The organism is Amycolatopsis jejuensis (assembly GCF_000717335.1).
Classification (GTDB): Bacteria; Actinomycetota; Actinomycetes; order Mycobacteriales; family Pseudonocardiaceae; genus Amycolatopsis; species Amycolatopsis jejuensis.
In genome coordinates this window covers 14016-27813 of record NZ_JNYZ01000025.1, presented here as the reverse complement: position 1 = coordinate 27813, position 13798 = coordinate 14016, and the positions used below count along the sequence as shown (strand labels likewise).

The 13798-nt window shown below is 70.4% G+C and carries 13 protein-coding genes and 1 pseudogene; 6 read left to right on the top strand and 8 right to left on the bottom strand.

The window, feature by feature from the left end:
• From OO71_RS30920 to OO71_RS30910, 3 genes are all read right to left on the bottom strand, one after another.
• Complete coding sequence (locus OO71_RS30920; RefSeq protein WP_033293497.1) at window positions 1–414, bottom strand: VOC family protein; 414 nt, start codon at window positions 412–414, stop codon at window positions 1–3.
• 117 nt (window positions 415–531) lie between these two features.
• Entirely contained in the window at window positions 532–1317 is a 786-nt protein-coding gene (locus OO71_RS30915; protein ID WP_033293496.1) for a SigB/SigF/SigG family RNA polymerase sigma factor, read from the bottom strand.
• Window positions 1314–1766 (bottom strand): ATP-binding protein, encoded by a 453-nt coding sequence (locus OO71_RS30910; protein WP_033293495.1) that lies wholly within the window; start codon window positions 1764–1766, stop codon window positions 1314–1316. The genes OO71_RS30915 and OO71_RS30910 overlap by 4 nt, the downstream gene beginning before the upstream one ends.
• Before the next feature lie 121 nt (window positions 1767–1887).
• On the opposite strand from OO71_RS30910, the gene OO71_RS30905 reads away from it, so the two are divergent.
• The gene (locus OO71_RS30905; protein ID WP_033293494.1) at window positions 1888–2403 is read left to right on the top strand and encodes a bifunctional nuclease family protein; all 516 of its coding nucleotides are present in this window, start codon (window positions 1888–1890) and stop codon (window positions 2401–2403) included.
• 876 nt (window positions 2404–3279) lie between these two features.
• Here the strand turns inward: OO71_RS30905 and OO71_RS30900 are convergent.
• On the bottom strand, window positions 3280–3711 hold the full coding sequence (locus tag OO71_RS30900) for an STAS domain-containing protein (protein WP_245633834.1): 432 nt from the start codon (window positions 3709–3711) through the stop codon (window positions 3280–3282).
• Window positions 3712–4401: 690 nt separating this feature from the next.
• Between OO71_RS30900 and OO71_RS47770 the strand changes: the two genes are divergently transcribed.
• Window positions 4402–4995 carry an SMI1/KNR4 family protein gene (locus OO71_RS47770; RefSeq protein ID WP_084145399.1) on the top strand — a complete coding sequence of 198 codons (594 nt, stop codon included), beginning with the start codon at window positions 4402–4404 and terminating at the stop codon, window positions 4993–4995.
• Between the two features lie 244 nt (window positions 4996–5239).
• On the opposite strand, the gene OO71_RS30890 is transcribed toward OO71_RS47770, so the two are convergent.
• Entirely contained in the window at window positions 5240–6052 is an 813-nt protein-coding gene (locus OO71_RS30890; RefSeq protein WP_156096626.1) for an LLM class flavin-dependent oxidoreductase, read from the bottom strand.
• Between the two features lie 66 nt (window positions 6053–6118).
• Here OO71_RS30890 and OO71_RS46665 point away from each other — a divergent pair.
• The 3 genes and pseudogenes from OO71_RS46665 (at window position 6119) to OO71_RS30875 (ending at window position 9171) form a co-directional block, all read left to right on the top strand.
• Window positions 6119–7101: pseudogene (locus tag OO71_RS46665) on the top strand (zinc-binding alcohol dehydrogenase family protein).
• Between the two features lie 71 nt (window positions 7102–7172).
• Window positions 7173–7694 (top strand): PadR family transcriptional regulator, encoded by a 522-nt coding sequence (locus OO71_RS30880; RefSeq protein ID WP_033293492.1) that lies wholly within the window; start codon window positions 7173–7175, stop codon window positions 7692–7694.
• Between the two features lie 274 nt (window positions 7695–7968).
• The gene (locus OO71_RS30875) at window positions 7969–9171 is read left to right on the top strand and encodes a cytochrome P450 (protein ID WP_033293491.1); all 1203 of its coding nucleotides are present in this window, start codon (window positions 7969–7971) and stop codon (window positions 9169–9171) included.
• Window position 9172: 1 nt separating this feature from the next.
• On the opposite strand, the gene OO71_RS30870 is transcribed toward OO71_RS30875, so the two are convergent.
• The 3 genes from OO71_RS30870 to OO71_RS30860 form a co-directional block, all read right to left on the bottom strand.
• Entirely contained in the window at window positions 9173–11551 is a 2379-nt protein-coding gene (locus tag OO71_RS30870) for a glycoside hydrolase family 2 protein (RefSeq protein ID WP_033293490.1), read from the bottom strand.
• Window positions 11552–11576: 25 nt separating this feature from the next.
• A complete protein-coding gene (locus tag OO71_RS30865; protein ID WP_033293489.1) occupies window positions 11577–12401 on the bottom strand; it encodes an LLM class flavin-dependent oxidoreductase in 825 nt (274 codons plus the stop codon).
• Window positions 12402–12516: 115 nt separating this feature from the next.
• Window positions 12517–13419, bottom strand: coding sequence for an NAD-dependent protein deacetylase (locus OO71_RS30860; protein WP_033293488.1), 903 nt, complete (start codon window positions 13417–13419; stop codon window positions 12517–12519).
• 79 nt (window positions 13420–13498) lie between these two features.
• Here OO71_RS30860 and OO71_RS51335 point away from each other — a divergent pair, with 79 nt between their 5' ends.
• Window positions 13499–13645 carry a hypothetical protein gene (locus OO71_RS51335; RefSeq protein WP_169776584.1) on the top strand — a complete coding sequence of 49 codons (147 nt, stop codon included), beginning with the start codon at window positions 13499–13501 and terminating at the stop codon, window positions 13643–13645.
• Window positions 13646–13798: the final 153 nt, after the last annotated feature.

Here is a 13798-nt window from a genome sequence, read left to right as displayed (position 1 = left end):
TCAGCGCGGTGCGCCGATGTTGACCATCCAGCTGATGCCGAACCGGTCGGTGCACGCGCCGAACTCGTCGCCCCACATCTGCTTTTCCAGCGGGACCGACACGGTGCCGCTGTCGGTCAGTTTCGCCCAGTAACCGCGGAGCAGATCCGTGTCGTCGCCGCTGAGGCTGACCGAAATGTTGGTGCCGGGGTTGTGTTCCATGCCGGGCGGGACGTCCGACGCCATGAGCGTGAAGCCGTTGTCGCTCTCCAGGAGCGCGTGCATGATGTTGTCCGCGTTGCCTGCTTCGGCGGGTGCACCGGCTTCGCCGTAGGTGTTCAGGTCGAGCCGGCCGCCGAACACGTCGTGATAGAACTCCATCGCGGCACGCGCGTCGCCGGCGAAACTGATGTACGGGTTGAGTCGCGAGGTCATCGGGTCCCTCCTCGGATCGGTCGACAGGTTCGCGATCTTTGCAGATCGGGACGGGTGCGACAACGGGATCGGGCCCGGACGGGCGACCCCGGAGCGGGTGTTTTCCGGTTCGCTCGATCAGGGTTCGCCGGTCAGCTCGCCGCGGAGTCGTTCCAGCGTCTGCGAAAGCAGCCGGGACACGTGCATCTGCGAGATCCCGACCCGCTCGGCGATCTGGGTCTGGGTGAGGCCGCCGAAGAACCGCATCACGAGGATCGCGCGCTCGCGTTTCGGCAGTTCACGCAGCAGGGGCTGCAGTGCCTCGTGGTTCTCGATGTGCTCGAGTTCGGCGTCCTCCCCGCCGAGGGTGTCGGCGAGCAGGAGCGGTTCGGCGTCGTCGTGCACCGGTTTGTCCACCGACAGGGTCTGGTACGCGTTGCCCGCGATGAGTCCTTCGTGGACCTCGGAGACGTCGAGCCCGAGGTGCTCGGCGAGCTCGCTCGGGGTCGGCGCGCGGCCGAGGGTCTGCGAGAGCGTGCCGGAGCCGTGGCTCAGCGCGAGATGCAGTTCCTTGAGCCGCCGCGGGACGCGGACCGACCAGCCGGTGTCGCGGAAGTACCGGCGGATCTCGCCCATGATCGTCGGCACGGCGAAGGACAGGAAGTCCGGGCCGCGGTCAGGGGTGAACCGGTCGATCGCGTTGATCAGGCCGATCCGGGCGACCTGCACGAGGTCCTCCCGGGGTTCGCCACGGCCGGTGAAACGGGTGGCGATGTGCTCGGCCACCGGCAGGAACTCGGTGACGAGCTGTTCCCGCAGGCGCGTGCGTCCGGGGTCGCCGGCGGGCAGGCCGGCGAGCTCCTCGAACCACGGTGCCGTATGGGCGTACTCGTCCCGGCGCCGGGTGATCGGCTGCTGGTTCACCCGGTCGTCTCCGGATGGAGGTCGAGCTCGAGGGCGAGCGCGTAGACACCCGGTGCCGAATCCGGCACGCATCGTGCCGACACGGCGGCGGCGAGCGTGGTCAGCACGTGCCAGCCGAAGCTGCGCTCACTCGGCGGGTGCGGGCTGCGGGTGTGGCTCTCCACGGTGAGATGGATACCACCGGGCGAGACGGTGAAGCGGCAGGTCATCGAGACCCCCGGCGCAGCTGCCTCGACCACTTGCGCACACGCCTCGTCGACGGCCATTTTCGCATCGGCGATCGCGTCGAGCCCGTAGTCGGCCCGCGCCGCGACGGCCTGAGCGAGCATGCGTACCAGCGGTATCTGGTTCGTCTCCGCCGGCAGCCGGAGCTCGATCACCTCGTCGAGCAGGCGGTCCACCGCAGGCATCCCGCCACGGGGCGCGAAGCCGGGTCCCTCGTCGTCCATGCCAGCCGCATACCCATCCGGAGCCGTCCCGACACGTCGGGTTGTTCCCGAATTCGCGTGACAAACGGCGGATGGTTGGGTAGTCACCTGGGGAGAACTGTCTGGGAAACGGGGTGATCCCATGGTGCACGTGCGGGTGCAGGGCTTGGCCGTGGTGGCACAGGAGTCGGCGCCGGTGGTGCTGCTGCGCGAGGAATCCGGTTCGCGCCGCTGGCTGGCGATCACCATCGGCGCGCCGGAGGCCCAGGAACTGGCGGCCGCGCAGGAGCACGTCGTGTCGGCGAGGCCGGGCACGGTGGAGCTGATCATCGAAGTGCTGTCCGCACTGGGACAACACGTCGAACGCGTGGAAATCACCCAGCTGCGCGACAGCATCTTCCACGCCGACCTGGTACTGGCCGACGGCATCCGCATCTCGGCCCGCCCCAGCGACGCGATCGCGATCGGCCTCCGCACCCAGGCGCCCCTGGAGGTGGCAGAGGCAGTACTGGACGAGGCAGCGGTGGACGTCACGGTAGCCGCGGGCGACGAGTCCGCGCTGGACGGCGACGACGAACCGGACGAGGACGAGATCCGCCGCTTCCGTGACCTGCTGGACGATGTGAGCCCGGAGGATTTCCGCGACCCAGGCGCTTGAGTCCTTTGTGGACGGAGGGGTTGGGCTGCGGTGGGGGTGCTCGGGCCGTGGTGGGTTTGGTCGGGGAGTGGCGGAGCTGTGCCCGTGGTCGTGCCGTGGCGGAGCTGCGGTTGGTTGATGGGCCGCGTGAGGTTGGACCGGGCCATGTCCGGTCTGGAGCGGGCGCGTCGTTGCGTGCGGTGACGGACCCGGGTCGTGAGCGGTGGTCGGGCCGCGTTCGCGCTGGAGCGGGCGGGTCATTGTGCGCGGGTCCGGGTCGTGGGCGGTGGTCGGGCCGCGTTCGGGCTGGAGCGGGCGGGTCATGTGTGCGGTTCCGGGTCGAGGGTCGGGCCGGGTGCGGCTTGACGGGTGCGTTGTCCGCCCGGCGTGCGGGGACTGTCTTGCTGGGTAGTTCGGGCGCGTTGCCCGTCCGGCATGCGCGGGCTGCCTGACCGTGTGCGGCTGTGGCGGCGTTGTCCGTCCGGCGTGCGGGGGCAGGCTTGCCGTAGGTCGTTCGGCCCGGGGCGGCATGAACCTAGCGGCATGTCGTCCGGCTGGTGGGCGAGGTTGGCTCGCGGCCGAGGCGGGGGCTTGTGGCGTCCGTCCGGCGATCGGGCTTGCCTGGCGGCGTGCAGGTGGGCCTGGGTGTGGCTCGAATCGGGTGAACCCGTCATCCTCCTGGCGAGTGGGTCGCCGCGGCCGGGGTGCCGTTGAAAAGTCGAGGGTGCGCGGTTGAGGGGTCTGCTTCGGGACGTCTGGCTCGGCTGGTGCCTCGTCCGCCCAGGTGAGTGGCGGGGTGCGGTTTGAGCCGGGTCGGTGCGTCGTCGATTGGTGGGCGGAGTCGCCTCGCGGCGTGTGGTGCCGGGTGACTCGAGCGGGCGTCGTCCGCTCCGGCTGCTACCCCTGCGAAGGGTGGCGTACCCCGGGCCTCGGGAGTGCTGTTTCGGTGAGGCCTTCCGCGGACCCCGGGCGTTCGCAGCCCAGGGGCAGCAGGGAGAGCAGCCGCCGGACTGTGGGGCATTCGCCCGGGTCGACGTAGAAGTCTGCGCCTTCCGCGGCGGCTCGCAGTTGTAACCGGTGCAGGATGCGGAGACCGGCTACGGCGAGGAACGTCGTGCGGCGCAGGTCGACGATCACCAGGCCCACCGTGCTGCGCAGCCGGGCTTCGACGACCTCCGCCAGGTGCGGCGCGGTGGCCAGGTCGATTTCCCCGGCCGCCTCGACGACGGCGGTGCCGGGGGCCGGGCGGTGGACGTGCAGGTACAGCGACCCTGTCGGGTCCGGCCACGGCAGGGCGGGAGGTCTTCCGATGTGCTGTGGGGCGGTCATCACGGCACTTCTCTCCTGAGCCGCACGCCGGGCCGCGGTGGTGTGCCAGACCGGCCGGGCACCGGGACTCCCGGCGCGCGGGACGAAAACACGGTGGCTGGAGGCTCAACCACACTCCACGGTAGCCCTCCCCGGGCCCCCGCGGTAGCCGCCGAAGGGGGACATCCGGCGGTACCGGTTACTCCGGGTGGCCGGATGCGCACGACGGTGCCGCGCGGTGGTGCTTCACGGTGATCGGTCGGGTCGTCGTGGTTTCCGGGTGTGCTTGGTGGTGGAGTTACCCACTCTGGCGGTCGAGCTTGCCGGAAGGCGGGATGCTGGTGGTTGGGTTGGCCCGGTTTCGGGAGTGTCTGGTGGTGCGGGCGGATGGGATGTGGGCAGGAGTGGCCCTGGAGTTGGCAGTCCGGTCGGGTTGGCCCGGTTTCCGGGAACGCCCGGTGGTCAGGGCGCGTGATGTGTGAGGCAGTGGCCGGATGTCTTGGTTCCGAAGCGGGACGTGCACGGGGTAGTGGTCCCAGACTTACTTACCGTGGGTAGCGGCGGTGGTGCCCTGGTCCCGACTTCCGAGGCGAGCCTGTCCCGACTGCGGTCTGCTGGGGCAACCCACGCGCTGTCCGTTCGGGCAGTTCTGGTTTCCGGGCACACCTCGCGTGCTCGACAACTGCCGGGGGTGACGGGATTCTGCACCGCATGGGAGACGTATCCGCCGCTTGGGTGGTGATCGACGGGTGGCTGGCGCGGCATGCACCGTCCGCTGCGCGGGCGCAGCGTGGCCCGGCGACGGGGGTGCAGATCGCGGCTCTGGAGAAGGCTGTCGGCCTCGAAGTTCCCGCCGGGTTCGCTGATTCGGCGCAGCATCACGACGGGCAGGACCACGGCAGCACCGACTTCTTCGGCTTGCGCCTGCTGTCCCTCGCGGAAATCGCGACGACGCGGCAGATGCTTGTGGAAACCGCCGCCGACGACCTCGGCGACGACGCCGACGACGACTGGTGGTGGCACGCCCAATGGCTACCCTTCGCCGAGCTCGATGACGACCTGCTCGTGCTCGACTGCCGCCCTGGTCCCGGATACGGTCGCGTGGGCTGGCGGTCCAAGGACGACACCGCGGACTTCGCCGAGGGCTGGCCGGATTTTGCCGCCTACCTCACGGAAATCGCGGCCGCTTTCGCCGCAGGCAAGAACTCCGACGGCGAGGTCCCGTGCTTCGATGCCGACGGCGCCCTCTGCTGGAGCTATCCGGATCTGGATGAGGAGTTCACGGCCATCATCGTTACCGGCTGATCGGCTGACTGGCTTCGGCGGCCGCTGGTGACAGCTCCAGTAGGTCGCTGTCCGCTGGAGCGGATCCGGACTTGGCCGAGGAGTGCACGGCCATCGTCGTGATCGCTGATCGGCCTCGGCGACCGCAAGCGCCAGTGGGCCGCTGTCCGCTGGAGCGGATCCGGACTCGGCTGAGGAGTGCACGGCCATCGTCGTCATCGGCTGAGTTGCCTGGACCTGGATCAGGAGTTCACCGCCATTCTCGTCATCGCCCGACCGGCGGGCCTGCGTCGACGACTGCCAATGACAGCTCCAGCGGGTCGAAGTGGATGAGGGATTCCATCCACCACGTCATCCCCGCGTCGGCGAGTGCTGCGAGATCGGCGGTGACCGGCTCGTCCCAGGCTGGGCTTGCATTGCCTGCCACCGCAACGTCGTACGGTCGGTCCGGCGGGCGGACGCGCGCGACCAGCCGGGCCAGCGTCGCGGGTTCCGGCGGGTGCGGGCCGGGCAGCGGGAACACTCCGTCGCTGGCAGCGGCGCGGTCGAGCACTCTCGGATGAGTGGTGGTGCACGCGGTCCACAGCGGGATCGGGTACGGCTCCGGCTCGGTTGCGTCCAGTTCCACCCGATAGTGCTCACCGTGATGGTGCACGGCCTTTCCGGCCCACATCGCGCGGACGATGCCGAGCGCCTCGTCCGTGCGTGCGGACCGGGCACCCGGCTCAGCCGGATCGCCGAACCGGCTGAAGTCTCCCGTTTCGTCGGACCCGATGCCGGTGCCCAGCACGAGCCGGCCGTGCGACAGCCGGGCGACCGTCGCGGCTTGCCGGGCCAGTACCCACGGTCGCCGCCGGGCCGGTGGGGTGACCATCGGCCCGAGGCGGATCCGCCGGGTGGCTTGGGCGATCGCGCCGAGCGTGGTCCACGGGTCGGCGATCGGCGGCTGTGCGGGAACGACGTGATCCCACAGGAAAACGCCGTCCCAGCCCGCGGTTTCCGCGCGTACGGCCAGATCGGTGAGCACACCCGGATCGCCGAACGGCCCGAACGGTGGCAGGTAGAGCCCGTACTGCATTAGTCCCCCTCTTCGTCGTCCTGGCACCATATCTTCCGGGTCCGACAAAAAACGGAGGCGGCGGAAATGTGGTCGTGGCGAGTGCGTGAACCGGGCCCGATCGGGACCGGGCCGCTCCGGCGGGAACGCGGGCCGGTGCCGGAACCGGCGCGGGCGAGGTGCTCGTGCGGGTGCGGACGTGCGGCGTCTGCCGCACGGATCTCCATGTGGCGGAAGGGGATCTGCCGGTGCACCGGCCCGGCGTGACCCCCGGGCACGAGGTGGTGGGGGAGGTCGCCGGGGGAACGGGGTTCGCGCGCGGTGACCGGATCGGGATCGCCTGGCTGCGGCACACCTGCGGCCGCTGCCGTTTTTGCTTGCGGGGTAACGAAAACCTCTGCCTGGAATCGGAGTACACCGGCTGGGACGCCGACGGTGGCTATGCCGAATACGCCGTCGTCCCGGCGGAATATGCGCTTCAGCTGCCCAGCGGCTACTCCGACGACGAGCTCGCGCCGCTCTTGTGCGCGGGACTGATCGGGTACCGGGCGTTGCAGCGCGCTGCGGTTCCCGAAGGCGGACGGCTCGGCGTCTACGGATTCGGTGGCAGCGCACACCTTGCTGCTCAGGTGGCGATTGCGCGCGGGGCGGCGGTGCACGTCGTGACGCGGTCGGCGGCCGCCCGCCGGCTGGCGCTCGACCTCGGCGCGACTTCGGCCAGCAGCCCGGACGACCCGCCGGAACCACTCGATTCCGCGATCTTGTTCGCCCCAGCGGGTGAACTCGTCCCGGTCGCGCTCGCCGCGCTCGATCGCGGCGGCACGCTTGCGGTAGCCGGGATCCACCTCACCGACATTCCGAAACTGAACTACCAGGACCATCTGTTCCAGGAACGGCAGATCCGCAGCGTCACCGCCAACACCCGCGCCGACGCGAGGGAGTTCCTGGACTTCGCCGGACGGCATCGGCTGCACGTGCAGACCCAGCCGTACCCGCTGGCCGAGGCCGATCGTGCGCTGGCGGACCTCGCCGCGGGACGCGTAAGGGGTGCGGCCGTGCTGCGCGCCTGACCGAGATCTTCCCCCGGAAACCGGACCAAATCCGTTGCCTGGTCACCAGAACCTAGGTTACGGTGACCTATATGTGGATCGACGTGCTGCTGCTCACGAAGCTCGCCGAGCGGCCGTGGCACGGCTATGAGCTACGCAAACAGGTCGAGGAAACCAGCGGGCGGGCGCTGTCGAACAACTCGCTGTACCCGGCGCTGCGCCGGTTTGCCGAGGCCGGTGCCGTCACGCGGACGGCCGAGCCGCAGGAGGGCCGTCCGCCGCGACACGTTTATGCGATCACCGACGTCGGCCGGGAGATGCTGCACGACCTGCTCGCCGACCTCCCGCCGGAACTGGCCGGAGACACCGCGGAGTTCCTCGCGCGGCTGGCGGGGTTCGGCGAGCTCACGCCCGCCGAGCGGCTGCGGGTGCTCGACGCGCAGGAGCAGGCCGTGACCGCGCACCGGGAGCGGATGGAGAAACTCGCGGCCGGGCAGACGGACCCGTGGAGCCGCCTCGTGCTGGCGGAAGTCGGGCGCCGGGACGAGGACGAACTGCGCTGGATTTCGTCGCTGCGCGTCCGCGCGGCGGAAGCCGAGGGGGAGTCCCGATGACGGCCGGTGCCCGGTTCGCGCGGCTGGATGTGGTGGAGGCGCCGTGATGATGACCGTTGCGCGGGTTGCCGATTGCGTGGCCGGAAGTGTTGTGGAGGGGGCCCGATGACGATGACTCCGCGGTTGCCGTTCGCCCGGCGGAACGTCGCTGCAGGACCCCCGATCACGACCACTGCCCGGTTGCCGATTGCGTGGCCCGAAGTGTTGCAGGACCCCCGATGACAACCACTGCGAAGCTGCCGTTCGCCTGGCCCAACGTGCTGGAGGACCCCCGATGACGACCACCGCCCGCCTGCCCTTCGCGCGGCCGAACGTGCTGGACATCGCGCCGCTGTACGAGGTGCTGCGGCGGGAGGGGCCGATCGTTCCGGTGACCACGCCCAAAGGGGACCCGGCGTGGCTCGTCACTGCGTACGACCAGGCGCGGGAAGTGTTCTCGGACAAGCGGTTCGGCCGTTCGCATCCGGCGCCGGAGGAGGCGTCCGCGGTGTCCGACGCCGCGATCCTCAACGGGCCGCAGGGCGACTACGACACCGAGCAGCAGGAGCACGCGCGGCTGCGGCGGCTGCTGGTCCCGGCGTTTTCGGCGAACCGGATGCGGCGGCTCGGCGACCGGATCCAGGAACTGGCCGATCGCTGTCTCGACGATTTGGCAGCAGCGCGCGACGCAACGAACACGCCGGTGAACCTGCACGAACACCTGTCGTTTCCCTTGCCGGTACTGGTGATCTGCGAACTGCTGGGAGTGCCGTACGCCGACCGGGCGAAGTTCCGCGACCTGTCCGACCGGATCGGCGTGCTCGACAGTGGCGGCGACGCCCAGGTCGCGATGGCCGAGTTCACCGCTTACATGTCCGGCCTGGCGGACGCGAAACGTGCCGACCCCGGTCACGACGTGGTGTCCGACCTCGCCGCGGCCCAGAAAGACGACCCCACGTTCACCGACGACGACCTCGGCCGCCTCGCGGCCGGACTGCTCTTCGCCGGGCACGAGACCACCTCGAACCGGATCGACCTCGGCGTGTTGTTCCTGCTCACCGACCTGAACCGGCGGGACGCACTGGCCGCCGATCCCGAGGGGCGCGTGCATGCGACCGTGGAGGAGATCCTGCGGATGTCCGCGCCCGGCGGGCTGGGGCTGCTGCGGTACGCGCACGAGGACGTCGACCTCGGCGGGGTCCGGATTCCGCGCGGTGACGCGGTGATCATCTCGACCGCGTCGGCCAATCGCGACCCGGCGGTGTTCGCCGCCGCGGGCGAGTTCGACGGCGCCCGGACCCCCAACGCACACCTCGCTTTCGGCTACGGCGGGTACTTCTGCATCGGCGCCAGCCTGGCGCGGACCGAACTGCGGGTGGTGTTCGGGACGCTGTTCCGCCGCTTCCCCCGCTTGCGGCTGGCGGTCCCGGCGAGCGAGCTGGAGGTGCGGTCGAATCGGCTGACCGGCGGGGTTTCGCAGGTCCCGGTCGTGTGGTGAGTCAGACCGACGCGATCGTGGCAGTGCCGCTGTCGAGAAAGGGGTGGGTCGCCGTCACGGTCACAACACCGGGATTGCCCCGCATCGACCGGATCCACACCGCGGCCGCGCCGCCCAGTGCGGCGAAATCCAGGTACGGGTCGCCGATCAGCACGCCTGGCCCATCGACGGTCACGGCAAGGATTCCGCGCGGGTGGGGCCGCGGCGCGCCATAGCGGTCGAGCGAACGCATCGCGACCCGGGTGGTGTCTTCGCCGTCGGCGGTGATCTCGCCGTCGTCGGCGGTGACGGAAAGCGTGTCGTACGCCGGATCTGCGCTGAATCGCCTGCGTAGCACGGTGTGCCCGCCGACCTGGCCTTCGATGGTGAGTTCCGGACGGCCGTGCACCCGCAGGTCCACCGTGAACGGCGGATGCGCCAGATGCGGGAACCGCTCGCGATCGGGCCGGATCGTAACCGGCCGACGGCCCGCGACGGTGACCACCAGGACGTCGCAGTTCGACCACACGATCGCGTCGCGTCCCGGTCCGTTCGGCGGTGAACCCGGGCCGAAGTCCCAGTAGAAGGCCGGTTCGATCACCGCCCCGCGCGCCGGATCGCGCTGGGCGCGGTAGAAACCCGCGCCCAGCTTGGGAATCCGGAAGAAGTCGACGACGCCGGGATACTTCACGCCCCGGTAGTTGTGGTACCAGCCCGATGGATAATCGAAGCCGCACCATCCGATCAGCCCGCAGTAGCGCGGATCGGCCGCCGCGTGGTCGTGCACCCAGGCATGCAGCATCCCCTGTTCTCGTTGCACGGCAAGGGAATCCGTGCGCCGGAAGTACGGCGAGCCGACCAGTGTGCCCACCGCTTCGCTGACCAGGTACGGCACCCCGTGGCGAGGCGGGCGCAGCGGAGGCGGTGATCCGGGCGGGTGCGGACGGCTGTAGTCGTTGAACGAGAACACCCCGCCCGCCGCTTTCACCGGGTACAGCGGCGAAACGTAGCCACGTTCGCCCGCGACGGCGCCGGTGCACGGCCGCATCGGGTCGAGTTCGGCGGCGAGCTGGTCCGTGCGCCCGTACAGTGCGTATTGGCCCAGCGTCTCGTTCACCCGGGTGCCCCACACGATGATCGACGGATGGTTACGGTCGCGCACGATCATGTCGTGGACGTCGCGCACCGCCAGCTCCTGCCACGCACTGTCGCCGACGTGGTCCCAGCCCGGCAGTTCTTCCCACACCAGCAGGCCCAGTTCGTCGCAGGCGTCGAGGAACGCGGTCGCCTGCGGGTAGTGCGAGCAGCGCACCATCGTGCAGTTGAGTTCCTTGAGCAGCTGGGCGTCGCGGCGCTGCACCCGGTCGGGCATTGCGCCGCCCACGAACGGGTACCACTGATGCCGGTTGAGCCCGAACAGCTTGAGCGGCCGCCCGTTGAGCCGGAAACCGTCCACAGTGAACCGGGCGTCGCGCAATCCGGTGCGGACCGGGTACGTGTGCACTTTCCGGCCGCCGATCGAGAGCGTGACCAGGATATCGGACAGCACCGGGTCGTCCACGTCCCACAGCCGCGCTGCGCCGAGGCCCTGCAGGGAGACCGTCGCGGTGGTGGTTCCCTTGGGCAGTCCGGTGATGTCGGTGTGGGAAGACGCGATTTCCGTACCGTCCTGGCTGAGCGTCGCGGTGAGCTGCACCGCGCCTTTCACCGCTTTCGCCGCGTCCACGGTGCAGTGCACGAGCACTTCGCGGTTCGGGGTGAGGACGGCGATCTGCTGGGCGTACACGTCGGACAGGCAGGTCTGCGGCGCCCCGGTCAGGCGCACGGCGCGATACAACCCGGCGGGCTGGTAGAAGTCGATCGCCGTCGGGTTCGGGTATTCGGGCAGGTCGGGCGGGGTGTTCTGCTGCCAGCGGCCGTCGACGACCACCACGAGCACGTTGTCGTGATCGGTGAGGATGCCGGTGATTTCGCAGCGCAATGGCAGGTAGCCACCGCTGCGGGTGGCGACCCGGCGGCCGTTGAGGTACACCGTCGCCGCGCTGAGTACGCCGTCGAACTGCAGGAAAACGCGGTTGCGCCGCAGTTCCGCCGGAGCGAGGAAATGCTGCCGGTACACCCAGAGGTGCTGCCAGGCGGCGGGATCCCAGTCCTGCCAGGACAACGGCACCACGCAGTGCGGCACGGACACCAGCGCGAGCGAGGTGTCGTCGAACTCCGGATCGGTGCAGCCGGGGACGAACGGCCCGAACAGCCAGTCCGCGCCGAAGCCGTCCCGCGCCACCGAGGGCGCGGAACGGGACAATGCGGCCGAAAGTGCGCCCGAACCGGCGACCACCGCGCCCGCGCCGAGCAGGAAGCTGCGGCGCGGATGGACGCGCTCACCGGGCCGGTCCTGCATGGCGAGAGCTTACGTCGGCGGTCGTTCAGCAGACGTCAGCAAGCCGGTCGACCTGGTCGGGGTCGCGGCCGTGGCAGTACAGCATCACTTCGTCGGCGCCGAGGTCGTGGTAGGCGCGGATCGCGGCGCGGATTTCGCTTGCGGTGGTGAGTATTCCGGCGACCATCCGCTCCGGCGTGCCGGTGAAGGCGTAGTACGCGTGCATTGCCGCTTTCGCGTCGTCGACGACTTCGTCGGGACCCAGCGCGACGTTCACCTGGGCCACCAGTCGCGGTTCGCCTTCGCGGCCGTGGTCGCGCCAGTCGCGGCGGACGGTGTCGAAAAGGCTGCCTGCCCACGACGGCGGGGCGGCGGCGAGAAGCCCGTCGCCCCAGCGGGCGATCCGGGCGAGCGCGACCGGTTTGAAGGCACCGATCAGCACTTCCGGACCGCCTTCGCGCACCGGAGCCGGGCCGACGCTGTCGCCGGACCACAGCGTACGCAGGGTGGCGAGCTGCTCTGCGAACCGGCGGCCGCGGTCGTGCAGCGGGGTTTCGGCGGCGTGGTGGTCGTCTGCACGGCCGCCGACGCCGAGCCCGAGCACGAACCGGCCGCCGGACATCCGGTCGAGCGTGGCGGCCTGCTTCGCGAGCAACGCGGTGCCACGCAGCGGGGCGAGCAGGACCTCGGTCTGCAGCCGGATGCGCGTGGTCGCCCCGGCGAGCACGGCCAGCGCGGTGAGCGGTTCGGGATTGTCGTACACGAGCCGGTCGAGCAGGCCGAGCGTGCGGAACGGGCCGGCGTCCGCGCGCCGGGCCCAGGTGAGCAGTGCGGCCGGATCGCCGATGGGCAGGCCGATACCGATGTACATGGGAAATCTCCAGGGTCGGCAAAAACGGGTTTGCCGCCCGCTCCTGGGCCTCGGAGGCTGGACGGTTCGCTCTGCGGCGTACTTCCCGGAACCGTTCCGTCGGAGTACCCGGAGGTTAACGGCCGGCTGTGGCCTCGGGCAACGCGTTTTCCAGCAGGGACAGCAGTTCGGTGAGCGCGGGGCCGAGCGGCAGGTCGGCCCGGACGGTGGCGTGCTCGTCGCCGCGGGTCTGGCCGCGGTTGACGATCACGACGGGTTTACCGGCTTTCGCCGCGTGCCGCACGAACCGCAGACCGGACATGACGGTGAGTGAGGAACCCAGCACCAGCAGGGCGGAAGCCTCGTCGACCAGCCGGTAACAGCGCTCGACCCGGGAGCGCGGCACGTTCTCGCCGAAGAACACCACGTCCGGCTTGAGCACGCCGCCGCAGCCGGTGCAAGGGACCGTGCGGAAGGTGGCGACGACGTCCTCGGCCAGTTCGACGTCGCCGTCCGGGTTCACCCGGCTTGCCGTCGCGGTGAAATCCGGATTGGCCGCGCGGAGCCGGGTGTCGAGGTCTTCGCGCGCACTGGTGCGGCGGCAGCCGAGGCAGATGACGCGGTCGAGGTTCCCGTGCAGTTCGACGACACCCGGCGTACCGGCCGCGCGGTGCAGGCCGTCGACGTTCTGCGTGATGACCCCGGACAGCCAGCCGCCTGCCCGCAGCGCGGAAACCGCATGGTGGCCGGTGTTCGGCGTGGCCCGCGCGATCATCCGCCAGCCGACGTGGCTGCGGGCCCAGTACCGGCGCTGGCCGCCTTCGCTGCCGGTGAACTCGCCGTACGTCATCGCCGTGTGCGTGCGGTGGCTGCCGGTTTCGCCGCGGTAGTCGGGGATGCCGGATTCGGTGGAGATCCCGGCCCCGCTGAGCACGAGGACGCCTCGCCCGGCGACGACCTCCGCCACGTCGGCCACCGTGCCGGTGCGCGGCAGGGGTTCGGCGGGCCCGGCCCAGGTGAGCGTCGGTCGCGTGCGCATAGCCCCAGTGTACGGGCGGTGATCACCCGATCGGAGAAAGGACGGTTGGACTCCGGTCCGGATGGGTACCAGGTGGACCATGTGGTTCGCGCTGGCTACGCCGTTGGTCGTGATGGTCGCCGCCGTGCTGATGGAGCGGGTGGAGCGGTATTGCACCAGGACGCCGGTCAGAGCGGCGGAGCGCAGGGCGGCTCACGGTCCGGTGGCGGTCGCGCTGCGGCACTGAGCCGGACCGTCTCGAGCGGCTCATCGGCCGGAGGGGCCGGTGTTCTTGGGAGGAACACCGACCCTCCAGCCGGTGGGCGAAGGCCCGCGCTCTCCCCGTCGGGGTGGGAGAGCGCGGGCCGTTTCCGCTGCCGGAGGGGAAAACGGCGGGATC